General features: G+C 55.0%; 20 protein-coding genes and 1 tRNA gene. 8 read left to right on the top strand and 13 right to left on the bottom strand.

The genetic code is table 11. The features are described from left to right. Positions 1-87 precede the first annotated feature (87 nt). The 5 genes from CUC55_RS09510 (at position 88) to CUC55_RS09490 (ending at position 3,516) form a co-directional block, all read left to right on the top strand. Positions 88-429, top strand: coding sequence for a pilus assembly protein N-terminal domain-containing protein (locus CUC55_RS09510; RefSeq protein WP_103087787.1), 342 nt, complete (start codon positions 88-90; stop codon positions 427-429). A 671-nt stretch (positions 430-1,100) separates the two neighbouring features. Next, positions 1,101-1,427 carry a BRO-N domain-containing protein gene (locus CUC55_RS09505; protein WP_067649308.1) on the top strand — a complete coding sequence of 109 codons (327 nt, stop codon included), beginning with the start codon at positions 1,101-1,103 and terminating at the stop codon, positions 1,425-1,427. Between the two features lie 53 nt (positions 1,428-1,480). Beyond that, positions 1,481-1,642, top strand: a complete 162-nt coding sequence (locus CUC55_RS22720; protein WP_157940943.1) for a hypothetical protein — start codon at positions 1,481-1,483, stop codon at positions 1,640-1,642. After that, positions 1,605-2,081, top strand: a complete 477-nt coding sequence (locus tag CUC55_RS23745) for a hypothetical protein (RefSeq protein ID WP_170063853.1) — start codon at positions 1,605-1,607, stop codon at positions 2,079-2,081. Before CUC55_RS22720 ends, CUC55_RS23745 begins: the two co-directional genes overlap by 38 nt. Positions 2,082-2,712: 631 nt before the next feature. After that, on the top strand, positions 2,713-3,516 hold the full coding sequence (locus CUC55_RS09490; protein ID WP_067649301.1) for a hypothetical protein: 804 nt from the start codon (positions 2,713-2,715) through the stop codon (positions 3,514-3,516). 69 nt (positions 3,517-3,585) lie between these two features. On the opposite strand, the gene CUC55_RS09485 is transcribed toward CUC55_RS09490, so the two are convergent. From CUC55_RS09485 to CUC55_RS09445, 7 genes are all read right to left on the bottom strand, one after another. Next, on the bottom strand, positions 3,586-4,779 hold the full coding sequence (locus CUC55_RS09485; RefSeq protein ID WP_157940941.1) for a helix-turn-helix domain-containing protein: 1,194 nt from the start codon (positions 4,777-4,779) through the stop codon (positions 3,586-3,588). Positions 4,780-6,214: 1,435 nt separating this feature from the next. Then, complete coding sequence (locus CUC55_RS09470; RefSeq protein ID WP_067649289.1) at positions 6,215-6,559, bottom strand: hypothetical protein; 345 nt, start codon at positions 6,557-6,559, stop codon at positions 6,215-6,217. Between the two features lie 60 nt (positions 6,560-6,619). Beyond that, positions 6,620-7,339 (bottom strand): site-specific integrase, encoded by a 720-nt coding sequence (locus tag CUC55_RS23630; RefSeq protein ID WP_425352810.1) that lies wholly within the window; start codon positions 7,337-7,339, stop codon positions 6,620-6,622. Positions 7,340-8,385: 1,046 nt separating this feature from the next. Further along, positions 8,386-8,472, bottom strand: a tRNA-Leu gene (locus tag CUC55_RS09460). Between the two features lie 150 nt (positions 8,473-8,622). Next, a complete protein-coding gene (locus CUC55_RS09455) occupies positions 8,623-8,934 on the bottom strand; it encodes an Rdx family protein (RefSeq protein ID WP_067649282.1) in 312 nt (103 codons plus the stop codon). Positions 8,935-9,008: 74 nt separating this feature from the next. Next, complete coding sequence (locus CUC55_RS09450) at positions 9,009-9,551, bottom strand: GNAT family N-acetyltransferase (RefSeq protein ID WP_103087671.1); 543 nt, start codon at positions 9,549-9,551, stop codon at positions 9,009-9,011. A gap of 18 nt (positions 9,552-9,569) precedes the next feature. Further along, complete coding sequence (locus tag CUC55_RS09445) at positions 9,570-10,151, bottom strand: helix-turn-helix domain-containing protein (RefSeq protein ID WP_425352803.1); 582 nt, start codon at positions 10,149-10,151, stop codon at positions 9,570-9,572. A 194-nt stretch (positions 10,152-10,345) separates the two neighbouring features. Here CUC55_RS09445 and lepA point away from each other — a divergent pair, with 194 nt between their 5' ends. Beyond that, positions 10,346-12,184 carry a translation elongation factor 4 gene (gene lepA, locus CUC55_RS09440; RefSeq protein ID WP_067649276.1) on the top strand — a complete coding sequence of 613 codons (1,839 nt, stop codon included), beginning with the start codon at positions 10,346-10,348 and terminating at the stop codon, positions 12,182-12,184. 154 nt (positions 12,185-12,338) lie between these two features. Here lepA and CUC55_RS09435 read toward each other — a convergent pair whose 3' ends face one another. Together CUC55_RS09435 and CUC55_RS09430 are read right to left on the bottom strand one after the other, a co-directional pair. After that, the gene (locus CUC55_RS09435; RefSeq protein WP_067649273.1) at positions 12,339-12,653 is read right to left on the bottom strand and encodes a hypothetical protein; all 315 of its coding nucleotides are present in this window, start codon (positions 12,651-12,653) and stop codon (positions 12,339-12,341) included. A gap of 85 nt (positions 12,654-12,738) precedes the next feature. Then, entirely contained in the window at positions 12,739-14,178 is a 1,440-nt protein-coding gene (locus CUC55_RS09430; RefSeq protein ID WP_103087669.1) for an aminotransferase-like domain-containing protein, read from the bottom strand. An 83-nt stretch (positions 14,179-14,261) separates the two neighbouring features. On the opposite strand from CUC55_RS09430, the gene CUC55_RS09425 reads away from it, so the two are divergent. Next, entirely contained in the window at positions 14,262-15,140 is an 879-nt protein-coding gene (locus tag CUC55_RS09425; protein WP_067649267.1) for a DMT family transporter, read from the top strand. Here CUC55_RS09425 and CUC55_RS09420 read toward each other — a convergent pair. From CUC55_RS09420 to CUC55_RS09410, 3 genes are all read right to left on the bottom strand, one after another. Then, the gene (locus tag CUC55_RS09420) at positions 15,137-16,231 is read right to left on the bottom strand and encodes a glycoside hydrolase family 25 protein (protein WP_103087668.1); all 1,095 of its coding nucleotides are present in this window, start codon (positions 16,229-16,231) and stop codon (positions 15,137-15,139) included. The genes CUC55_RS09425 and CUC55_RS09420 overlap by 4 nt on opposite strands. A gap of 226 nt (positions 16,232-16,457) precedes the next feature. Next, positions 16,458-17,651, bottom strand: a complete 1,194-nt coding sequence (locus CUC55_RS23625; RefSeq protein WP_425352809.1) for a methyl-accepting chemotaxis protein — start codon at positions 17,649-17,651, stop codon at positions 16,458-16,460. Positions 17,652-19,161: 1,510 nt separating this feature from the next. After that, positions 19,162-20,229 (bottom strand): alpha/beta hydrolase family protein, encoded by a 1,068-nt coding sequence (locus tag CUC55_RS09410; protein WP_103087785.1) that lies wholly within the window; start codon positions 20,227-20,229, stop codon positions 19,162-19,164. Between the two features lie 144 nt (positions 20,230-20,373). Here CUC55_RS09410 and CUC55_RS09405 point away from each other — a divergent pair, with 144 nt between their 5' ends. After that, on the top strand, positions 20,374-21,426 hold the full coding sequence (locus tag CUC55_RS09405; RefSeq protein WP_170063851.1) for a helix-turn-helix domain-containing protein: 1,053 nt from the start codon (positions 20,374-20,376) through the stop codon (positions 21,424-21,426). Between the two features lie 32 nt (positions 21,427-21,458). Here CUC55_RS09405 and CUC55_RS09400 read toward each other — a convergent pair whose 3' ends face one another. After that, positions 21,459-22,562: a TRAP transporter substrate-binding protein gene (locus tag CUC55_RS09400; protein ID WP_067649256.1), complete on the bottom strand. Its 1,104-nt coding sequence runs from the start codon at positions 22,560-22,562 to the stop codon at positions 21,459-21,461. Positions 22,563-22,641 lie beyond the last annotated feature (79 nt).

Genomic DNA, 22,641 nt, shown 5'->3' with positions numbered 1-22,641 from the left:
CCGAGGCTGTCTATATCCATGCTGTCCGTTTTTATAGCAAGAATTGCGGCTACCTTGACGGTGCTTATCGCAACGTCATCACCAATTATGGCTGCAGAAAACGACATGTTGCGCGTGTCTATGAACCATGCGCGGGTCCTGAAACTTGATCGTCCCGTCAGCAAGGTCATCATCGGTAATTCCAAAGTCGCAGATGCGACGGTCGCAGATGCAACCACAATCGTCCTCACTGGGCGCAGCTTTGGCACCACAAATCTGGTTCTTCTGGACGCAGATGGGAATGCGATCGTTGATGAGCGTGTGCTGGTGTCGATCGACGAAGGCAACACGGTTCGCGTTTTCCGTCAAACGGCGCGCACGGTTCTTTCCTGCACACCCAATTGCGAAGAGCACTCCACCAACGAGGGTGCTACTGGCGGTGGCCAGTAATATTTATCACTGTATTTTTGGAAANGAGCATGACGAGCGCGCGGAGCTGTGTTTGCTCGCTTTAACGCCCGTCCAACGTCAAATATATGCCCACAAACGGCACTTAATCGCCCGTCGGNCAGTGCTTTTNCACATCAAATTTTCAGGTAAGTTGTTGATCTGGCTAAGATCAAGAATGGAATGGTGCCCAGAAGAGGACGGGTCTCACTCTCGATAGTGATATTGTTTNCATTGTGTTTTNCCTGATTTTCTCATTGATGTGTGTATCAGTTTNGTGTATCAGTATCGTTAACAACGAAAGACGCTTGTTATCATGTAGGGGTACATAGGAATGAACATAAAAATCGGCGAGTCCGTCGTTTTTGAAAAACTACCGAGTGGCTTTTACGCAAAGTTATTCAAAAATGAGATTTGTTGGACGCGAGGTATAGGACTCGCAGTATCATATTACTCTTACAAGCGCCGCGCTTACAGGCAAGGCCAGTTCCGGGCCGGATTAGTTCACGACTAACTCATCAACGATGCTGACCAACACGGGACCATCACCATAAATGAAAAAGGCCACAGTCTCACTACCTGTGGCCTTTATCGTAACCCTCTAGCGAAGGGGCTTCTCGATTACGCCAATGCGCTCCCGAAGCCAGGCGTGGCCAAATTTCGAAAGCTTGCACATGACACCCCACACCACATCGTATGCGTTCCAAACATGCGAAATCAGAACCGTAGAGATCGACGGCGTCTTCTGGTTTCTTGGGACAGATATTCTCAAGACCCTCTACGGCACGGATGTCGGATACTGGCGTTCGTACTTGGCGTTGAAAGAGAGCCAACGCCGTATCATCAAGAGAGAGACCATAGGCTTCTCGGCTGGCAGGGACATGACCATCATTTCTACGGCTGGTCTCGACGCGCTCTTATCGCGCAGCAAAAAGCCGATTGCCCATGAAATGCGCTACTGGCTCCGCGCTGTCGGCTTTCCGCGTTGTGCTGACCAATAAGAGTGACCCACTGGGACAATCATTCGACAATCCGATTTCTGGAAAGAGACATCATGACACCTTTCACTCTATCTCTCACCGACACAGGCCCGCGCGTTCTCGACATCGAGCTTGCCCGTTGGTTGGGTGTCGATAACCTTGGACGTTTTCAGCGTCATATTTTCCTGACCGTGGCACATGCGTTCTGCATCGCAGATAGCGAAAGCCCTGCATGAGTTTGCATCTGGGTACAGCGTGATTGGAAGAAAGCAGGACTTTTTCCCCATGCATGTCGGTGTTGGCAAAAAGGTTAGCTTTTGGCTTCCGATGGTGCTGGCAGTAGAGCAGCAGCCGCATGTGATTTTNGTCGACCCACGCCGAACAAAAGGGCTCACCAAGGTAGGCCGCAGGTTTGCGTTTTCAATGATGCATGAGCGTATCCGTGTAGCTGATGATGACTTTGCAGACGTTAGGTTGGGCATTGTTCGTTTCCAAGATAACGACGAAGGTGATGGACGGTCTGTGCAGTTGTACACTGACACAGGCGTTGAGCTTTTTNCCCTTGATGAGCTAGAAAGCATGGTTGCCGACACCTACAGGATTTGGCAGGAGGTTTGGGAAGAGCGAACAACGGAAACCCGGCGTAAGGGAACAGGCACTGGGGGCTTGTTCTGAAGCAAGTGTGGGGCAGGATGAGACAAATCGGCAATGGAAAACGATCTTTTNCCCAATGCAATTGCCCCTAAGACTAGTCTACAGCTAGACGAGCTAATATTGCGTGATGCTGCACTCTTTGCTTTNCCAGTTACCGAGTGGGAGAAGCGCGCTTATACAGAGGTAATCTCCCTGCCGCGCGTGGTCGTAACTCGCCCACCAAGAGATCAACTTTTAGCGGCTGACATGGTGCCGTACGACTGCCACACTAATTGCTCTACGCAAGAAGCAAATGACCCCAGTAGGCTGAGTCGTCATGTCTTTGGGTGGATGGTCTGTGGTTCCGATCTGATACTGCATTCTGTGGTCAAGATGGGTAGCCAGTGGCTCTGCCTCACGCCGCAGTTAGTAGAACTGGCCCCACGCTTCGAGTTCGTCCCAGACGCCCGTATAGAGTGGCGGGATGCTGACGATGGGGTTTCGCGTGTTGCTTACCGACACGGCAAGGTGCTTCCTGAGACTTTGAGGAAAGACCCTGAGCATCACATAAGAATGCGTGACGAGTTGCTCCAGCTAGTAGCGTCTGGCCTTTCGGTTATTGAGGCCCGCGACATCGTGGCATACAGAAGTTCGAATCAGGGGGAGGGCGAAAGTGGCGGAAGCGAAAGAGGGTGAGCTTTTCACTAGGAGTTATCAGCGAAGCCCCACAAAGCTCTCTGACAGCATAAAGGCCCGGAGAAGAGTGGCGGCTCGCTTTTTGGCCAGTATGAGCGTGGACCAGCTAAATAAGTTTCCCCTCATCGTTAAGGGAGAGCTTGGCGCTGAGTACCCGTATTTTAATGGATGGTTTCACAACGGCTTTTGGGAAAAATCAGACGTTAGCGACTTCCTTAGCGCAATAACTCTGTGGATACGGCAAGCTCCAAATCAGCTTACGGTAGCCCGTGATATTTTGGAGCAAGAGGATTTACATTACAAAATGGATGATAGGGGTGGCATTCATTTCTTGGTCGATGCGGAGTTCTCATCCGCCGTGGAGGCTGCTCTCTCTGGCCTCGACAGGCCTGAATTCACGGCAGCACGAGCGGCTCTACAAGAGGGTTTAAAAGCGCTTTCACCTGTAAAGCAGAGCGGCAAAGGATTGATCCGGGGTGTCTTCGAAGCCGTGGAAAGCTCCTTCCTCGTGGTGATCGGCCCCAATACCGCGAACCGTCTAAACAAGCAGTCAGTGGACGGATGCTTGAAGCTAATCCTTCTTGATCGATACAAAGAGTTTCCCGAAGCTGAGGACAAGGTAGCCCGCGTGCTGGAGACCCTTAATGCTTGGGTCAGGGAGGCCCATCCATACAGGCACGGGGCACCGTTTGAGCAAGTTCATGAAGCTCCCATTGAGCTTGCCTTGCTGTCTGCTACCAGCGGCATGGGCTTCATCAGGTTGTTCGCAGGACTGCGCTGACCTCCCGCGACCTCATCAGGAGGCAATTAGGTAATCTCGTCGCGGTGTGGGATTCGAATTCTGAAAAGGCTACTTTCTCGTCAGAGGAATAACTTGCGCACTATTGCTGCCGTCCTTAGGGCGTCTGAGTGCATCAGTTTTGAACTCAACAATTCTAGCCGTTTCCAGCGTCAGCCAGCCAGCTGGGAGCCCAGATAAGCTTTCGGCATCATGGGGGAACAGCGGAAGGTCGTGGCAAAGAGCCTCTTTACTGATTTGGCCTTCATCGACCAAAGCCCGAAAGACATCAGCTAATAAGCTGGGTTGCTGCAGCGGCCAAACATCATCGTAGGGTTCGCCCTTCGAAGAGTATCCTTTAGAGCTATAAATTTTAAAGAGTCGCTGTGAGGATAGGGGGTCTAAAATATCCAGCCGCTTGAGCCGCATGATCTGAGCTTTTATCGATACCTTCCAGCGTGCCTTAAGGCGCTCAAGTTCCCATATAGCTCCAGAGTCAACCTCGACACTGAATTGACTTGCGGGCAGCAGGAATGCCGACGCAAAGCTATGCGCTTGATCCTCAATGAGCTTGAAGTTTTCTTCGAACTCGCTTTCGGTTATCTGCCTGTGCAGAAGGATATGGCCCAGCTCATGAGCTGTATCGAATTGACGGCGTGCGAAAGATTGTTTGTCATTAGCTAAGAGTATGTAGGGCCTTCCGTCTTGGCCCCAACGGCTGAGACCATCCAGTCTATCCGTTTCCATCTGCTCAGCCGCTACGATGATGCCAATACCCTCAACGAACGCTACTACGTCCAGTACAGGCTTGAGGCCAAGTCCCCAGTGTTCTCTTGCGGCTTGTGAGAGGGCTTCTATATCCTCATTCCTGAGCGACTTAAAGCTTCGACCACCCATCAAATCCGGCACATTCACTTCCGGCAGATAAGCGTAGTGCTCAGCTACCGCTGTGATGTCTTCCAGCCACGCCAGCCGCGCATGCTGGATGAGTCTGTCACTTTTCAAAGCGCCAGCAAATGATCTAAAGAAAGAAGGACCAGCGCCATCTGATCGCGGCGTTAGAAAGAAGTCCTCTGGGACAGCAAGTAGTGTGGAAAGCTCAGACAACGCTTGCGGCTCCGGGAAAGAGTCACCTTCTTCCCAGCGCTGCACTGTGCTAGCTGCACGCTGCATCATATCGGCAAGAGCTTTTCGCGATGAAATGCCCCGTGCTTGTCGTGCTTCGGCAAGCTTGGCTCCCACAAATGTCTGTATTCCGCTACGCACTTCTCATTCCTAAATCACTTCTCGCTCTGATCGCGTGACGCATCCCCATTTGTGTCCTTGAAGCTACCCTTCACGGGTTTGAGCATCACGGGACGCTTAACGACAGGAACAGCTCCCACACCGTAACCAGCAAGAAATTCATCGATATCCGATTGATAGATGAAGGTTTCCTGTCTGCTATCCAAAACGGACAAGGTTAGAGACGCCAGCTTTCCAAGCACGTTGGGATCGCGCCTCACCATGATAACGGCCATTCGTTTCCTATCACTGAACATTTCAGGCGGATGGAAANGATCAGCCGAAAGGCCACGGTTTNGATAGCAAAGGGCCCTGCGTGTTGCGTTTTTAACAGGTGTATCTGTTAGCTCTCTATGCGAGGCGAAGCCGACCATTGTATGGCCAAAGACGCCGGTAGTGAGGTGGACAGGGGCAAGCGCAATCTCATCGGGTGCGTACTCCACAGGAACGGATTTCACAAACTCAGCGCCGTTCCGGGCGAGTATCCCCTCAAAGGCTTCATCGATAATATTGTGTCGCATAAGACCCACCGCCCTACTTTGGCGGAAACGGGACAATGGCACCCCATCCACTATGGCTGTGTGCGAGGTGCTTACGGCAACGTCTGCTTGCTCGGCAGCACAGGGGAACATTGTCTTCACTTCAACGAGCGCATTGCGGGGAATGTCTCGTCTTATCGCGGCTTCAAACTCTAATCTACGCTCATCGGGAATCATGTAGCTTTCCTTATGCTATGCATGTCGATTTNGCATTAAGCGGAAAATAGCCACATAATTTTGCACTTTGCAAGCGCCTTGATGTTCTTACCACAGGAATTATAGCCTTCCGACTTCCACAGGGGTCACGTATCTCAGAGTTAATCACGTAGCAGCTGCGGCGAGCTTTCCCCCGGCCCCGCTCTCATAATGGGGGAGCATCCCACCCCCTGTCGCGCTCAGACCGTGGGGGCTGCTGCGGGGGTGACAGGGGCTCATCCCAATCCAGCTCAGCTTGGGTCAGTAGCTCTTCGTATCGCCGGATGATTGTCTCTGTCTGAGGCCGCAGCAAGGAAGCCGTAGACCGCCATTCGTGCAGCTTCCTTAAGGCCAGCTCCCAGTCAGCCCAATTGCTGCCCTTCTCAACCGTCGGCTTGTAGCCTTCTGCCATTTCATGCAGCTGTTTCGCTTGGGTGAACATCGTGGTCAGAGTGGTAGAACAGCTTGCTGGTATCTCCGGTTGGTCTGGGTAGAGAACTTGAAGCCGCCGCATGATGCCAGGCATTGCTGTAGCCACCATGTTGGCCGCTTGTGCAGCCTCTGCTGACACCTCAGAGACAAGGCGGTAGGCTTCTATCCTCCGGTCACTGGCTTTACTTGCCCGCTCTCGCTGGATGCCTAATGCCGCTAAGATAATTGAGAGGAAGTCCATAAGGTGGCTCTTAGTTCAACTCAGCAAGGACGTTCTGGCTTTCACACTTGGCGTACGCTTTGGCATCGTTAGCGAAGGTTATGGCCTCGTTCGCTGCGTCAACGGCTTCATTGGCAAAGCTGCGCAACTTGGTGAGGTAGGTCTCCACCTCGTTCTGATAGCTGGTTATCTCCCAATCAGAGCAACTATGCTTGCCGGAAAACTTATAGCCAGAGAGACAATAAGGAGCAGTCGGCTTGTGGAAGCTTCCCGGTGCATCAGGTAGCGTCACATCGCCATACGGCTGAGAGCAAAATGCCAGTGCCAAATTAGGAGCCGAAAGGAAGATTGCGCAAAGAAAAGCTACACGCCCCATAACCAAAACCCCCGATGATTGGCGTGAAGCTTATCTTAGGTTGATCTCTCCGAGAAGGGCCTACGCCTGTTTCGGCGCTCTGTCCGCTATAGCGTTAAGGTCTAACTTTGAAATTGCCGCAAGCATCATNGACGTATCGGCATGTACGTACCCACTTGAGTCGTTCTTGTCGCTGTGTCCCTGAATTTTATCAACCAGCTTATCCGAGACCTCTAGCCGCATCATTTCCGATTTGAACCAATGGCGGAACGAATGCGTCGGGGCCTTACGTTCATCAGTGATGCCTAGGTTTCGAACCCAAGCGCCGAGCCTGTTGCTGACGCCTTTCGATGGATGCTTCTGTTCTTCGCGCGTTTTGATCGCTATTTTACCTGAGCGCGCACCATAGAACAGCGGCCCTGCACCGCGTGCACGCACAAAGTCCATAAACCCTGCTGAAATGATATGCGGGTGGAGCGGTACAATGCGCTCAGAACCTACATTCTTTAAGGTGCCGCCGTCCGGTGCCGGTTGGAAACGGATGCAAGGGTGTCCGTGATCATCAGTCACGATCATTCCACCCCAAAGCTGCGCCACCTCAGCTACACGCGCGCCTGTCTGAGCTTGAAGCCACGGTATCCACCTCAGATGATTGAGAGGCGCGGCGCGCGCTGCATTGAGGATTGTGGCAACTTCGGCGGTGGAGAAAGGTAGGCGCGTGGTCCCTGCCAGAACTTTCTGCTTTGCCTTCACGCCATCGAATGGATTGTGCCTTATCCCGGTCGTTTCACTGTTGCTCATGCCAAAACGATAGAGCGTGTTGAAAGTCGCAAGATACGTCGATGAGACCTTCTTACGCCCTTCATTGACGAGCGCATCTTTCCATCGCTGCGCATCGACTCTTTCGACTCTGTGCGGGTCGTCGTGGCCCACGAACGTCTTGAAGCGGTTGATATAGCCGCGCCATGTCGAGATAGTAGATGCTGCCCTTTTGCTTTCAGCTTTCCAACGATCAAACAAATCGTCGAAGGTTTTAACTTGCCCCTTCGACGGCGCTGTATGCGCTCCCGGTCGGCCCGTATTCCATTCAGGAAACTTTGCCGCGACCTGATCTGGCTTATAATTTCCGCGCGCGCGATCCATCAAAGTACCCATCGCATCGGCAACGGTCTCTGGTAACGCTCTCACGAAGTCTGCGTAGCTTTTTNCAGTAAGTTGTATCTGATTGGATGCTAGGAAAATATCGACCTCAAACAACGGACGTATCGTGTCAACGGCGCGCGGAAGGCCGAAAGACTTGCTCAACGCAAAGCATTCCTCCGTCGCAATGAGAATGGCCTTCCACTGTTCGAACTCCGACCACTCCGCATCCTTCGTTATAGGCGGCGGATTGTCCTCATGCTTTGCCATCAGCTGGCGATAGGCTAGCCCAAGGACGGCTTGCAGCTGGCGATGGTTCAAGTCTACCGGCCCACGTCTCGCGGCGTCGAGAAAGGTTGTTACGGCTCCGAGAGCGGCGGCGTGACGTACGCTGATCAGTCTCGGGTCTTTTGTCTTGAGAGAGAATTTNATCTCAGCGCCAATCGTGCAAGAGACACGGAACGTAGCGCGCTCATCAAGGGCGTCAAGAGTAAGCGGAAGGTCAACCGCAAAGTGTTGGCCCTTGAGCTTTTCCACCAAGTCGAGCGGTATGCGGTGTCTGAATTGAGCGTTGTTTGTACCCAAACGCTTGACGGGTCTGACCATTCTAATCACCATGATGTGACGCACTTCTGTGCCTCAGGTGAAGAGCTACATCCCCTTGAAANGGTTATTTGTTTAACGATTTCAAGGGGAGTAAAANCGGATGGTGCCCAGAAGAGGACTCGAACCTCCACACCCTTTCGAGTACCAGCACCTGAAGCTGGCGCGTCTACCAATTCCGCCATCTGGGCGACGAGGAGCCATGTACGGGGGCAGTCGTCTGGTGTCAACAGAGATTTTGAAGTTTTGTGACGATCATTGATTTTNCAGTGAAAAANTCGATGTTTGCGGTGGTTGGCTCGCGTGCGGGGGCGACAGCATCCATCACCGCCTTCTGAGAATCAGGTGTCCATACCTTCGTTCTTCGATCTATCGAGGTGGCCGAGGTCCCGGTCCGGGTCGATGACATCACGGACGCGTTGCTTGAGTTCCTTGGCACCAGGAAAGCCACCATCGCGTTTGCGTTCCCAGATGACCTCTCCGTCCACCAGGATTTCAAAACGCCCGCCTGTCGCCGGCACCAGAGCGACTTCGCCGAGGCTATCGGCGAAGGTATGAAGCAGTTCCTGCGCCATCCAGGATGAGCGCAGGAGCCAGTTGCACTGGGTGCAATAGACAATGGAAATACGTGGTTTGCGGATTGCGTTTGCCATCTTGCCCTCGTTCGTGCCTGAAGGAATAATTCTTCAGCAGGCACACGTTTGCAAGTAGTGAACGGCGCGGCTCTTTACATCGGCGAAGAAATCGAGCGTTCCGCGATTCGCTTGTAAAACAAAGTGGTTCCACAATATGCGCCATTCGGAAACAGCGCGTAGTCCGGGATGACGCCCACGCGTTCCCAACCAAAACGAGGGTAGATCGCCTCTGCCTCGCTGCCGGTTGCCGTGTCCAGAACCAGAAGTGTTCGTCCGCGTTTTGCAGCTTCTGCCTCTACCTGTGCCATCAGCTTGCGGGACACGCCAAGACCACGGGCCGAGCGGTGCACCAGAAGCTTCATCAGGTCACCGCGGTGGGGCTGGTTGGGTTTGGAGGCAAGGCCAATCTGAACGGTGCCGACCGTTCTGCCATCCAACTCAGCCACCACATGGATTGTGTCGCCATGATCGACGGCCTCCGCCACGCTTTNCCAATACGTCATCGCATCAGCCGGTGCGAAAGGCAGCATGAAGCCGACGGAGGCGCCGCCATTGACGCAATCGGACAGAATCTCGGAAAGGTCTGGCAGTGCGGCCAAGGTCTCGCTACTTGTCAATGTGCGGATGATTGTCATTTGAAGCTCCTAAAAATATCAGCGTTTGCGGTGGTCCAGCACCACGGCGTAGCGAGCAGGGGTGTCGGTCGGGTTGTGGAACGTGTGCCCGTCGCCAACGGGCATGAACAGGCAATCGCCTGCTTCCATCAGATACACACCCGCGCCCGTCGTCATCTCGATGCTGCCTTCCAACAACCACACATATTGCGTCATTCCACGGCTTGCGGCATGCGGCGGAAAGCTGACCTTTGCGTGGGCGGGAAAATTGACTTCAACAATATCGACATCGGAGCCGACGTAGGGAGGAGATACGGCGCGACGCACATAGCCCGTGTCAGGGTCCCGCCATGTCGGTTGGTCCTGCCTCTTGACCAAGGGCGAGACGATTTCTCTGTCCTCGGCAAAGAAGCCCGAAAGCGAGAGCCCGAGCGCCGCGCAGATGCGTGCCAGAAGCGCCGCAGTCGGACTGGCTTCTCCGCGCTCGATGCGGGAAATCATGGCGCGGCTGACGCCGGATGCGGTGGCCAGCTGTTCGAGCGTCAGATTGCCCTGTGCTCGCAGATGCTTGATGCGTTCAGCGATTGACTGTTCGAAAGTGTCGATGTTATTTNCCATCATATAAGAATAATAATCCTATATAATGGAGTCAACATCCATCTTAGTGGAATTCAGGTCTTGGTGGCAGGATAATCTGGCTCGCCACTCTGCCCCAACGCTCGCTGTGGCACTGTAAGCTGGCCCAGAGGGCTGAAAAGCCCAACTTAAAAGGCTTTTAACCAAATTCCCGCTTTTCCAGCGCAAAAGCCCCTGCTATAGCGCGGGGCATGAGCACAAATTCGACCCGCACCCCGCTTGACCATATCCGCAACTTTTCCATCGTTGCCCATATCGACCATGGCAAATCGACGCTAGCCGACCGGTTGATCCAGTCGACGGGCGGCCTTGCTGAGCGCGACATGTCCGAGCAGGTGCTCGACAATATGGATATCGAGCGCGAGCGTGGCATCACCATCAAGGCACAGACCGTGCGCCTGCATTACAAGGCGAATAACGGCGAAATCTATGTGCTGAACCTCATCGATACCCCCGGCCACGTCGACTTTGCTTACGAAGTCTCGCGCTCGCTGTCAGCTTGCGAAGGCTCGCTGCTGGTGGTGGATGCGTCTCAGGGCGTCGAAGCGCAGACACTGGCAAACGTGTATCAGGCCATCGATAACGACCACGAGATCGTCACCGTCCTGAACAAAATCGACCTGCCTGCTGCTGAACCGGATCGTATCCGTGAACAGATCGAGGAAGTCATCGGCATCGATGCGTCTCAGGCCGTGCTGATTTCGGCCAAGACCGGTCTTGGCATTCCGGATGTTCTTGAAGCCATCGTGCACCAGTTGCCGCCGCCAAAGAGCGAGCTTGGCGAGAAAGGTCCGCTGAAGGCTCTGCTGGTCGATAGCTGGTACGATACCTATCTCGGCGTTATGGTTCTGGTGCGCGTTCTCGATGGTGTGCTGACCAAGGGCCAGACCATCCGCATGATGGGCACGGACGCGAAATATCAGGTGGAACGCGTTGGCGTTCTGACCCCTAAGATGGTGGCTGTCGATAGCCTCGGCCCTGGTGAAATCGGTTTCATCACCGGCTCCATCAAGGAAGTGGCCGATACCCGCGTCGGCGATACCATTACCGAAGACAAGCGCCCCACAGCAAAGGCTTTGCCGGGCTTCAAGCCTGCCCAGCCGGTCGTGTTCTGCGGCCTGTTCCCGGTCGATGCTGCCGATTTCGAAGATCTGCGCGCCGCCATGGGCAAGCTTCGCCTCAACGACGCGTCCTTCTCGTTTGAAATGGAATCGTCCGCCGCTCTCGGCTTCGGTTTCCGCTGTGGCTTCCTCGGCCTCTTGCATCTCGAAATCATTCAGGAACGCCTCGAGCGCGAGTTCGATCTGGACCTCATCGCAACCGCCCCTTCGGTGGTCTATCAGTTGACGATGACCGATGGTTCCGAGCGCGAGCTGCACAATCCGGCTGACATGCCTGATGTCGTCAAGATTTCTGAAATCCGCGAACCGTGGATCAAGGCGACTATCCTGACGCCGGATGATTATCTCGGTGGTATCCTGAAACTCTGTCAGGACCGCCGCGGCGTACAGACCGAACTAACCTATGTCGGCAAACGCGCCATGCTCACCTATGAGCTGCCGCTCAACGAAGTCGTGTTCGATTTCTACGACCGCCTGAAATCCATATCCAAAGGCTACGCATCCTTCGATTACCATCTCGATGGTTACCGCGAAGGCAACCTTGTGAAGATGTCGATCATGGTCAATGGCGAGCCGGTGGACGCGCTCTCCATGCTCGTGCACCGCACCGCAGCCGACAAGCGCGGCCGTGACATGTGCGAAAAGCTGAAAGATCTCATTCCGCGCCACATGTTCAAGATCCCCATTCAGGCGGCCATTGGCGGCAACGTCATTGCGCGTGAAACGATCTCTGCCATGCGCAAGGACGTAACCGCCAAGTGCTACGGTGGCGATGCCACCCGCAAGCGCAAACTTCTGGACAAGCAGAAGGAAGGCAAGAAGCGCATGCGCCAGTTCGGCAAGGTGGACATTCCGCAAGAAGCGTTCATTGCAGCGCTGAAAATGAGCGATGATTGATATGAAAAGGGCGCTGAGGCGCCCTTTTTGTTATGATGGCAATTGCTTATCGACCGCGAGTTTTTATCGAAGACAGCTATGCCGTACCGTTCACGCAAAGAAGCCGCCTGCCCGAAAGCAAGCGGCTCTTTCAACTATTGACGACATCAACCTCTTAAGGCTGAGTCTGCGTACCGCCCGTGTTAGGCGAAGCAGGCGTCGCATTATCGGGTGCAGCCGGTGTCATGGGGGCAGGCGCTGGAGCCTGATCACTGACGGCTGGGGGCGTTGTTGACGACGTCGTCGTTGGGTCAGTTGTCGATGGAGCGCTCATCTGCATCCAGATGAAGCCGCCGACCAAGAGAACTGCGATGACCGCAACCCAGGGAGCCCAACCCGCAGATTTGCGGGCAGCTTCTGGCGTTGTGCGAAGTTCAGGGCGATCTGGACGAAGATTGGGGTCGCGTGGCAGATTTGGATCGAATGTCATGATGTTTTCTCCTCTTACTATGGGGAGAAAATGCGATTCTGCGTGATTGGTTCCAGAAATCTATAAATGGTAAAAACTGGTACCCTTACAGTATCGAACGCGCCGTATCGATCGCCTCACTCAAAACCTCCATCATTTNCGGGTCGTCGCATTGCGAAACGTTGAACCTCATATGGGTCAATGCGGCGTATGACTGACTGAAAATATTGCCGGGCGCCAAAACCACATGTTTCAAAAGAGCATGGCGAGCGACCTTTGCCGCGTCGACCCCTTCAGGCAAGATGCACCATAAAAATATACCCGCTTGCGGCTCGATCCACGGTGTGATGCCGAGCGCGCGAAGCCGTGATGTTGTTTCCACTCTAGCTCTGGACAGTCGCACTTTCACGGTCTCGATGTGTCGCCGGTAGCTGCCATCCTTAAGCGCTGCCAGCACCACTGCCTCACATAGTTGGTTGCCTGAAAAACTCGTGGCTATCTTCATGTCGGTCAGCGGCTCTATCCAAGGTTGTGGTACTGCGATGTAACCGCAGCGAATGGACGCCGAGAGCGTCTTGGAAAAACTGCCGATCTGCACGACCCGGCTCAGACCATCGAAGGCAGCAAGTCGCGGCGCTTTCTGGTTTTCGAAATCTGCGAAAATATCGTCCTCGATAATCGTCAGTCCGGCACGTTCCGCCAACATCAGCACCCGATGCGCTGTAACCGGAGAAAGAACCGCGCCGGTGGGATTGTGGATTGCAGAATTGGTGATGTAGAGGCGGGGCTTGTGTTCGTTCAGAGCTTCTTCAAACAGCGCAACATCCGGTCCGGATGGTGTATAGGGTACGCCGATGATCTTGACCCGGTGGGCGCGCAGCAGAGCATGGAAATTGAAATAACAGGGGTCATCGACCAAAACGGTCTGCCCCGGCTCCAGCAGGAAACGGCAGAGCAGATCTATAGCGTGCGTGCCGCTATCCATCAGCATGATGTGTTCCGGCGCAGCGTGCACGCCGTTCTCCGACAGTCGCCGCGAAAGCAATTTCCGCAATGGTAGAAGTCCGAGCGGAGTACCGTAGTCGGTCAACAGGTCTGTGTCCGCGCGGGCCACGCTGCGCATGGCACGGCGTATTGCCTCTTCCGGCATCCATGAAGGCGGCATCCAGCCACAACCGGGTTTGATCATCCCACTCTGCCNATCCAGCGCAAGGCGCGAGACCCAGAAGGGATCAACCGCATGGTCGAGCTTCGGGCCTATTTCGGCAAGTGAAAGAGGAGCCAGGGCGGCCGCCACATAAAATCCCGACCNGGGGCGGGAGTGAATGGTGCCCTCTGCCATCAACCGTTCATAGGCTTCGACAACGGTTGAGGTTGAAACCAGCATTGTCTTGGCGAAGGCGCGAACCGATGGAAGTTTTGATCCCGGCGCGAGGATGCGTGCCGAGATACGCTTTCGAACTTCCGCCATCACGCTGTTGATGCGAGGCGCGTTATCGTGAGTTTTGCTCGGGATCAGATTCATCCGTATTGCTCTCAATACCATAACAGTTTTACAAAACTGTACCGCAGTGTAGCTGTCTGCACCATCCATTCCGGTTCATAAATCCATCGAAATGGAGCATTGGAATGGATAGGCAGTCGGCTGGTTGGGTGAGCGGTTTTGTGGGCGTGGTTATTTTCAGCGGCTCTTTGCCAGCAACACGTTTGGCGGTTACGGGGTTCGATCCCGTGTTTCTGACATTGGCGCGGGCCAGCATTGCCGGGTTGCTCGGGGTCGCGCTGCTTGCGGTCTTTCGGCAGAAGCGTCCTGCACGGAATGACGTGCTGTCACTGGCCATCGTTTCGCTGGGTGTCGTGGTCGGCTTCCCGCTGCTGACAGCCATGGCGTTGAAGCACATCACCTCGGCCCATTCTGTCGTCTTCATCGGTCTGCTGCCATTGGCGACGGCCATATTTGCCGTGCTGCGCGGAGGCGAGCGCCCGCGTTTGGCCTTCTGGCTCTACTCATGTCTGGGCAGCGCATTGGTCGCTGGTTTCGCGATGACGCAGGGCGGCTCGGCGTCGCTGGCCGGTGATCTACTGATGTTGGCGGCCATCGCGCTTTGTGGCCTTGGCTACGCGGAGGGGGCGGCCTTGTCTCGCAAGCTTGGCGGTTGGCAGGTCATTTCGTGGGCGCTGGTTCTGTCCTTGCCCATCATGCTGCCGCTCGCACTCTTCACCATGCCAGCGTCGTGGAGCACTATTGGAGGTGGCGCATGGGCCGGGCTTATCTACGTGTCGCTGTTCAGCATGTTGATCGGCTTTATCTTCTGGTATCGTGGACTGGCGCTGGGCGGCATTGCCGCCGTTGGTCAGTTGCAATTGCTCCAACCCTTCATGGGCCTTGTGCTGGCGGCGAGTTTGCTGGGCGAAGCCGTCAGCATCCCGATGCTGCTGACAACGGTTGGCGTCGTGGCCTGTGTCGTCGGTGCAAAGAAATCCGCGACGAAGCCACAGCCCTGTTAGCCGTTGCCGCGTCGGGATGTCCAGCGAAGCCAGCTTTCCTCGTTGCCGCTGAAGACGTTGAGGTCGATCTTGCCCTCTACGCCATGGGACAGGCCAGAGCCGGAATATTGCCAGAACATCCATTTGCGGTCTGGATAGACCTTGGACGGGTGTTGGGCCACGGCCCGCAGCCAGAAGGGGTAGTTCAGGAATTCACCCGACAGATGGTCCTTGTAGAAATCCGGGGCAGTGTAGATGATCGGGCGCTGGCCGTAATGGCGTTCCAGCATGTCCATGAATACCTGCATCTTTNCCAGCACCTTGGCGCGCGGCAGGCGCATCTTGCAGCTGGATTCGCCATTATATTCCACATCGATGACAGGCGGCAGCGCATCCGGGTCACGCGGCACGTTACGAATGAACCAGTCTGCTTGCTGGCTTGCAGGGCGGCACCAGTAGAAGAAGTGGTAGGCACCCCGGCGCAGCCCTGCTGCCTTGGAGCGGTTCCAGTTGGTCTTGAACATGGGGTCCAGATGATCACCGCCATCGGTCGCCTTGATGAAGGCGAAGTTGGCGCCGCGTGATCTCAGCCTCTCCCAATCGATATTGCCCTGCCAGCGGGAAACATCGACGCCGTGGACGGCAAAATGCCGAGGCGTGACCTTGCCGAAATTGATCGGCTTGGCATCGCTGAAGTTGGACCGGAAGATGCGGGAGCGTACGGCTGGTCCGGCATTGATGGCAGGCGCTGCGGCCATGGCCATCTGCACCGACTTCTCATCTGGAAGACCGACACCAGCCTGTGGCGACATCGACGTGTCGATCTGGGGCATGGCGCGACGGGGTTCGGCTTGTTGGTCCACAGCGGCAAAGGCTTTTGGTTCCTGTGGAAGCGGCCCACCCCAGGCCAGGACCTTCTGGGCAGGTTCGGCACGAAGCGTCGCACGCGTTTGGCCAACACTGGCCTGCGGCACAGGCGCCGAAGGCGTTACGGAACTCGTCGTTTCCTTGGAAGGAATTCCCGCCATCAGGCTTTCCGGCCCAGAACTGGACGTACAGGCCGTGAGGGATAGGCAGGCTAGAATAATGGCTGGCACTGTCGATCGATACATGAGAATCCGTACGCAAAACAGACGGGCAAACACAAAACGCACCGCCCTGGAACCTTGAAAAANGATGACTAACGACAAATTATCAAAAANGGCTGAATCCAATCTTTACGATCGGAAANTGATAAAAANGATGAGCTGACATTTGCGTGAGACTGCGGTGAGCATGATAGCAAAAAGCGCGGACGAAACCGCCCGCGCTCATGTTCGAAATTCCCGTTTTTNCTGATCAGGCAGCGCGCCGATGATCCCGGCGGCTATCCTGCGCGCTGTCGAGGCGGAACTGCTCCAGCAGACCAAGCAACTGATCCGTCTCTTCATTCAGCTGCTCACTGGCCGCACTTGTCTCTTCCACCATCGCCGCATTCTGCTGCGTCAGCAGATCAACTTCACCAACGGAGCTATTGATCTGCTGCATGGCAATCGACTGGTCCTGCGTTGATTGCGTGATCTGCTGCACATGGTCGCTGACATGGGAGATTTGCGTGCCGATCTGGGCCAACGCTTCGCCTGTCTGGGTAACGAGGCTGGAACCTGCGGCGACCTCCTTGTTCGAAACGGCAATCAGTTGACGGATTTCCTTGGCGGCTGCGGCCGATCTTTGCGCCAACTCGCGAACCTCATGGGCGACAACGGCAAAGCCCTTGCCCGCCTCACCGGCGCGCGCTGCTTCAACGCCCGCATTCAGAGCCAGCAAATTCGTCTGGAACGAAATGGAATCGATGACCTCGGTAATGTTGCCGATGGTCTTCGATGCATTCTCGATCCGCTCCATGGCCGAAATCGCATTGCCGACGATGACAAGTGACTCATCGGTATTGCGGCGTGTCTTATCGACAATGGTGTTCGCTTCCCGGGCACGATCCACGGCGTTGCGCATGTTGGAGTTGACCTCATCCACGGCTGCTGCCGTTTCCTCCAGCGAAGCGGCCTGACGTTCCGTGCGGCGCGCCAGATCAACAGCGGATTCCGACATTTGCTGCGCGTTACCGCGGATGGCACCGACGTTTTCGAGAATGCCGCCAATGGTTTCGCGCAATCGCAGCATGGACTGGTTGAAGTCGACGCGCAATTGCTCGAGACGGTCGCTGAATGGCGTATCGATGGTGGTGGAAATGTCGCCTGCGGACAGGCGCTCCAACCCACCGGCCAAGGCCGCAACGGCGAACTGGATCTGGCGGTCCAGCTCTTTCCGCTCTGCATCGTTGGACTGGCGTGCTGCTTCGGCAGAGGCGCGCTGTTCCTGCGTGGAGGCTTCGAGACGAATGCGCTCTTCGGCATTTTCCTTGAACACTTCCAGCGCGCGCGCCATGTCGCCGATTTCGTCGTAACGGTTCTTGCCCGTCAGTGGAATATCGATATCGCCCTTTGCCAGCCGCTTCATGGCGCCGACGATCCCAAGGATAGGGCCTTTGAACGTCATCACCAGGCCGATACCGGCAAAGATGGCAACGAGTACGCCGATCACCATGGCTGAAAGCGAGATGCCATCCGCCTTGATGCGCTCGGTATCGGCGGCAGTGCGCTGCTTTTCGGCAAAACTCGTCAGACTGGTCCAAACGTTGCGGATCTCGTCTTCCGCCATGCGGAACGCGACCTGACGCTGCTGAGACATGGCGAACAGGTCTGCCGATGCGCGGTCCAGCTTGGTGGCCATGGCGTCGATCGATTCGGCGCTCTTGCGCGTCGCCTCAGACATCGTCTTGTCGCCGATCATCTCGCCGGCAGAGACGTTCAGGCGGAAGGCGACATCTCTGAATTTCTCCAATGACGCCTTGGCTGGGGCCGCAACAAAGCCTGCCATTTCAAGCTCTAGATTTTTNGCGTCTTCGGCAATCTGCCGTGCGGTGGCAAGAAATGCTGTTGCCTGTTCGATAGGCTGGTCGAGCTTGCCGAAAACCTCAGTCGCCTGGCGGGATTTGACGGTAGCAAAACCCTGAAGTCGAATGGTCGACGGGCGCATGATGTTGACCACGCGGTCGATCGTGCCGACTGTCGCGTCATTGACGAGGCCGATATCGAGCTGGGCGCGGATTTGGGTCACGCCCTCGGCCAGCTGGTCAATAATCATTTTCTGATCGACGGAGGCGATGCTGACCAGTTCCTTGGCCGTTGTTTCCAGATTGGAAATGGCTGCCTTTACGACAGCCGTCTTTTCCTCGGGCGATGTCACTCTGTTGAAGTCTGTGACCACAGTGGCAATGAGGTTTGCGCCGCGATTAAGTTTGTCTGCTTCGCGCAACAGCAGCTTGGCTTTGGCTTCGTCGGTCTGAAGCGTATTTCGGATGTTGGTTGCGTTCGCCAGAAGGCCGTTCAGTTCCTTCTTGATGACTGAAAGGTCGGTATCCATACCAGCACGAAGTGCCTGCTCTTTCTGGTGGCTCGACCACAATTCATCGACCTGATTGGTGATGACTTTTGTTCTGTCAATCGCGTCTTTTATTTCGCTGGAGTTACCATCTTCGGTCGCGCGCAGAAAATTGGCCTGTTCGGCCAGCTGGCGGTGCAAGGTGGTGCGGGTCTCCTCATTAGTGTTGGTAAGAAACGATGTCATGCCGCCATACACTTCTTTGAATCCGGTCAAGGATTGCAGGATCGTGTTGGAAACATCCATGCGGCTTTGCAGTAGATTTGATGCGTAAAGCCCCGACAATCCCACTGCGAGAATACTTGCAATAAATGGCGCTATGAACACGATGACTTTCGTTTGTATCTTGAAACGTGCCAGCAAGTTATCGATCATCATTATTTTCCCCAAAGTCCGCTTTTGGCCTTCAATTTCTTTGAAGCCGAAAAGATCAGCGTGCCTACACTTCTGCAACCGAGGTTTGAAANTAATGTTAATATTCAGTGAGTTCGATATTTCGCGAATAATGCCAAGGGAGAAGCCGGTATGCTTGAACCGGCTTCTTTGACGGGCATTTGCTGCACGATCAGTCGCTTGCTTTGAGCGTGCTCTGGAACGCATCGATGATTAGCTTCACCAGTTCCTTGTGAATGTCTGCTCTGTCACGCTTATGCGTCTGCTCACAAATCGGATCGATTTCACCGACCGATTTCAAAAATGCGTCTGCATCTTTTTNGCAGACGGGCAAAAAGCTGAAATGGTTGCTGTCATCGACTTGCATGTAAGTTGCATGCGGCACGTCCTTAGCCAACTGGTCCGAAAGCACAGAGACAGGAATGTCGCCGACGCTGCCGAGATTGATGAATGTCATCGGAATGTCGATAGTCTCAAGACTGTCCTTCGTGAAGGCGGCCTCCAGCCCNGGGTCGACAAGCACGGCAGACCGGATGCGCGCGTCGCGATTGGATTGTTCAAAGCGTGCCTTATCGACGCTGCGCAAATCAAACTTCGGAACAACGATCTGTTCATCGTTCTTATAGCCACGTCCACCCGAAANCCACTGGCAATCCATGGATGTGGCATAGTCCACGCAATATTTTACGTAGGCATTAAGGTCGGCGCGCGCACCTGCAAGCTCCATCGCAGCACTCCCGCCCAGCGAAAATCCCAGAACGCCAACGCGGCTCTCATCAATGGATTTTGACCATTCGGCATTGGTTGTGAGCGATGTGATGATGGTGGAGAGATCATCGGTGCGCTCCCATATTTTCGGTGTGTCTTCCGGCGTGGAATCGCCACTGGTCGTGCCGGGGTGATCTGGTGCGGCAACAATGAAACCGGCTTGCGCAAGAGCTGTCGCAATCCATGCCATACCGATCGCGCGCGAGCCGGAGCCATGGGATAGCAACACCAATGGCAGGCGATGCGGTTGGATGGGGGCATCTTTGAAAGCGGGCGCTCCTTCGAAAATCCTGTTGTCACCCACGCTGACTTTCTGGCTCATCCCTCCAGACGGGTACCAGACGGTAACGGATAAATCCCGGCCGCGAGAAGAGGACTGGATGGCTATATCGCGGGTGCCGACATTTTCGCCTGCAAAAGCGGGCGGTGTGGCGAGAACGAATAATACGGTAGCGGAAAGAATGCAGCGCATGGGAAAGCCTCTTGAAATGAAACAACGAGGCTGATGTCTGCGCATCGCCGTTTTTTNACGCCCTGAAACACGTTTGAGGTCGTTCGCGAACGCGATCTGGTCCATGTAGAAAGGGTTCATCATTTCCAACCTGGGTCGTTCGCCTTGATTTTCCTGCCTTTACCCCTTGTTGTCGCCCTACTTCTTTGTCTGATGTTGATCTCGATCCTTCGAGCCAATGGCGAAGGAAAGGCCAATCTACCGTTTCTGGCGTTGCTCGTGCTGAGCGCCACTCAGTCGGCACTTGTTGGTCTGCGCTGGGGCTATCAAGTCGATTGGCTGAAATTTTCATTGCCCGTAACGGCATCTCTTTTGCCGCCGCTGGCCTATGCCAGCTTCCGCAGCCTGATGAACGACTGGCGTTTGAAAAGTGCGGAAACGCTTGCCAGCCTTGCTGTTCCGCCACTCGTCATCATAGCCTTGCTGATCCTTTATCCGGTTGCTATCGATTTTGCCCTCATTTCTCTTTTTGTCGGCTATGCGCTGGCCATCATCCTGTTGGGACGGCGTGGGCCGGATGGGCTGGAGGAGGCGCAATTTGCGAGCGTCACATCCGTTCACCGCGCACTCTATATCGCCGCTGCCGCCCTTTGCCTTTCCGCAGCCTTCGATATTGTGATCCTTCTCGACTACGAATGGACGCGGGGTCAGAATGCCGGTGTCATCATCAGCAATTGCAATGTGCTCGGCCTGCTCCTGATTGGGCTGACGGCATGGGTTGCGGGCGACAGCAAGCCTGAAAANTTTTCGGCGCTAACGGAAACAGAGCCAGTGAGCGCCACCACCGAAGACCATGAGATCATGGCGCGGCTGGAAGAACTGATGGCGCGGCATCAATTCTACAGAGACGAAAATCTCAATCTCTCCCGCCTAGCCCGCAAGCTGGCATTGCCCAGCCGCCAGATTTCCAATGCCATCAACCGCGCAACGGGCGGTAATGTCTCTCAATATATCAACCAACTGCGCGTGAGAGATGCATGCCGATTGCTGGAGGAGACGGATCAATCCGTGACGTCCATCATGTTCGAAAGCGGCTTCCAGACCAAGTCCAATTTCAACCGGGAATTTCGCCGCATCACCGGCATGAACCCGCTGGCGTGGCGGGAGCGGGAGGTTTGGAAGCTGGTGTCAGCGCATAAAAATGGCCACCCGGCGTAACCGGATGGCCATCAAATATGGACAGAAGATGATTACAGATTGCCGTTACGCTGCTGGATCATCATGTAGGTGTCGTAGGTGTATTCAGCGATCTGAGCCCAAAGATAGGCATCTTTCTTAAATGCCTGCTGGCTTTCGTAAATCTTCTTAAAGTTCTCGTTGACGGCAGAAATCTCGGCATAGGTTTCGAGCGCCGCCTTGTGGCAGACGTCTAGAATTTCCTGGCTGAACGGGCGCAGAATCGCGCCTTGTGCGACGAGTTCCTTCAACGCCTTCGGGTTGCGGGCATCGTAACGTTCCAGCATGGAAGCGCTACCGGCCGCGCAAGCGTCTTTCAGAATGCGCTTGTAATTGTCCGGAAGGCTGTTGAATTTCTCCAGATTCACGAAAGCATGGCAAGCCGGTCCGCCTTCCCACCATGCGGGATAGTAGTAATATTTCGCGACCTTGTAGAAGCCAAGCTTCTGGTCGTCGTAGGGACCGACAAATTCCGTTGCGTCGATAGTGCCCTTTTCCAGCGCCGCATAGACGTCGCCGCCTGCGATCTGCTGCGGGGTGACGCCCACCTTCTGCATGACCTGACCGGTGAGGCCCGCAATGCGCATCTTCAGACCTTTGAGGTCGTCTATGGTGTTGATTTCCTTGCGGAACCAGCCGCCCATCTGCGCGCCGGTGTTACCCAGCAGAATGGAATAGATGTTGTGCTTGGCCAAAAACTCGTTCATCAATTCGTTGCCACCAGCCTGGTTGAACCACGCGTTTGTCTGGCGGGCATTGAGGCCGAAAGGTACGGAGGTGCCAAGCGCAAAGGTCGGGTCCTTGCCGACATAGTAGTAAGAGCAGGTGTGCGCCATTTCGACTGTGCCCGTCGTCACGGCATCGGCCGCCTGAAGGGCTGGAACGATCTCGCCACCGGCAAAATGTTGAATGACGAAATTGCCGCCGGACGCTTCCTTGACATGATCGGCCACGATTTGCCCGGCGCCGAACAGGATGTCGAGACCCTTGGTGAAAGAGGACGTCATGCGCCAGGTGATCTTTGGGTTTTCCTGGGCAATGGCGGGCGCGGCGAGCGCGGTTGCTGTAACACCTGCACCAACGGCGCCGGCCTTGCGGATGAATGATCTGCGATCCATGTTCGATTAAGCCTTGAATATGAAGATTTAAGGCGAACCGCCTGGTACGCCTCCCGTGGACTACTAACCATGTCCGGTT

Source organism: Agrobacterium bohemicum (assembly GCF_002896715.1).
Taxonomy (GTDB): domain Bacteria; phylum Pseudomonadota; class Alphaproteobacteria; order Rhizobiales; family Rhizobiaceae; genus Agrobacterium; species Agrobacterium bohemicum.
Note: the sequence above shows the minus strand (reverse complement) of the source record. Positions and strands in the feature narration are given on the sequence as shown.

Excerpts from the sequence above, each read along its gene's own strand:
- CUC55_RS09505 (WP_067649308.1), top strand. The coding sequence starts at position 1,101 with ATGACACCCCACACCACATCGTATGCGTTCCAAACATGCGAAATCAGA.
- CUC55_RS09470 (WP_067649289.1), bottom strand. The coding sequence starts at position 6,559 with ATGGGGCGTGTAGCTTTTCTTTGCGCAATCTTCCTTTCGGCTCCTAAT.
- CUC55_RS09435 (WP_067649273.1), bottom strand. The coding sequence starts at position 12,653 with ATGACATTCGATCCAAATCTGCCACGCGACCCCAATCTTCGTCCAGAT.
- CUC55_RS09510 (WP_103087787.1), top strand. The coding sequence starts at position 88 with ATGGCTGCAGAAAACGACATGTTGCGCGTGTCTATGAACCATGCGCGG.
- CUC55_RS09400 (WP_067649256.1), bottom strand. The coding sequence starts at position 22,562 with ATGGATCGCAGATCATTCATCCGCAAGGCCGGCGCCGTTGGTGCAGGT.
- CUC55_RS09425 (WP_067649267.1), top strand. The coding sequence starts at position 14,262 with ATGGATAGGCAGTCGGCTGGTTGGGTGAGCGGTTTTGTGGGCGTGGTT.
- CUC55_RS23625 (WP_425352809.1), bottom strand. The coding sequence starts at position 17,651 with ATGACGTTCAAAGGCCCTATCCTTGGGATCGTCGGCGCCATGAAGCGG.
- CUC55_RS09455 (WP_067649282.1), bottom strand. The coding sequence starts at position 8,934 with ATGGCAAACGCAATCCGCAAACCACGTATTTCCATTGTCTATTGCACC.
- CUC55_RS22720 (WP_157940943.1), top strand. The coding sequence starts at position 1,481 with ATGACACCTTTCACTCTATCTCTCACCGACACAGGCCCGCGCGTTCTC.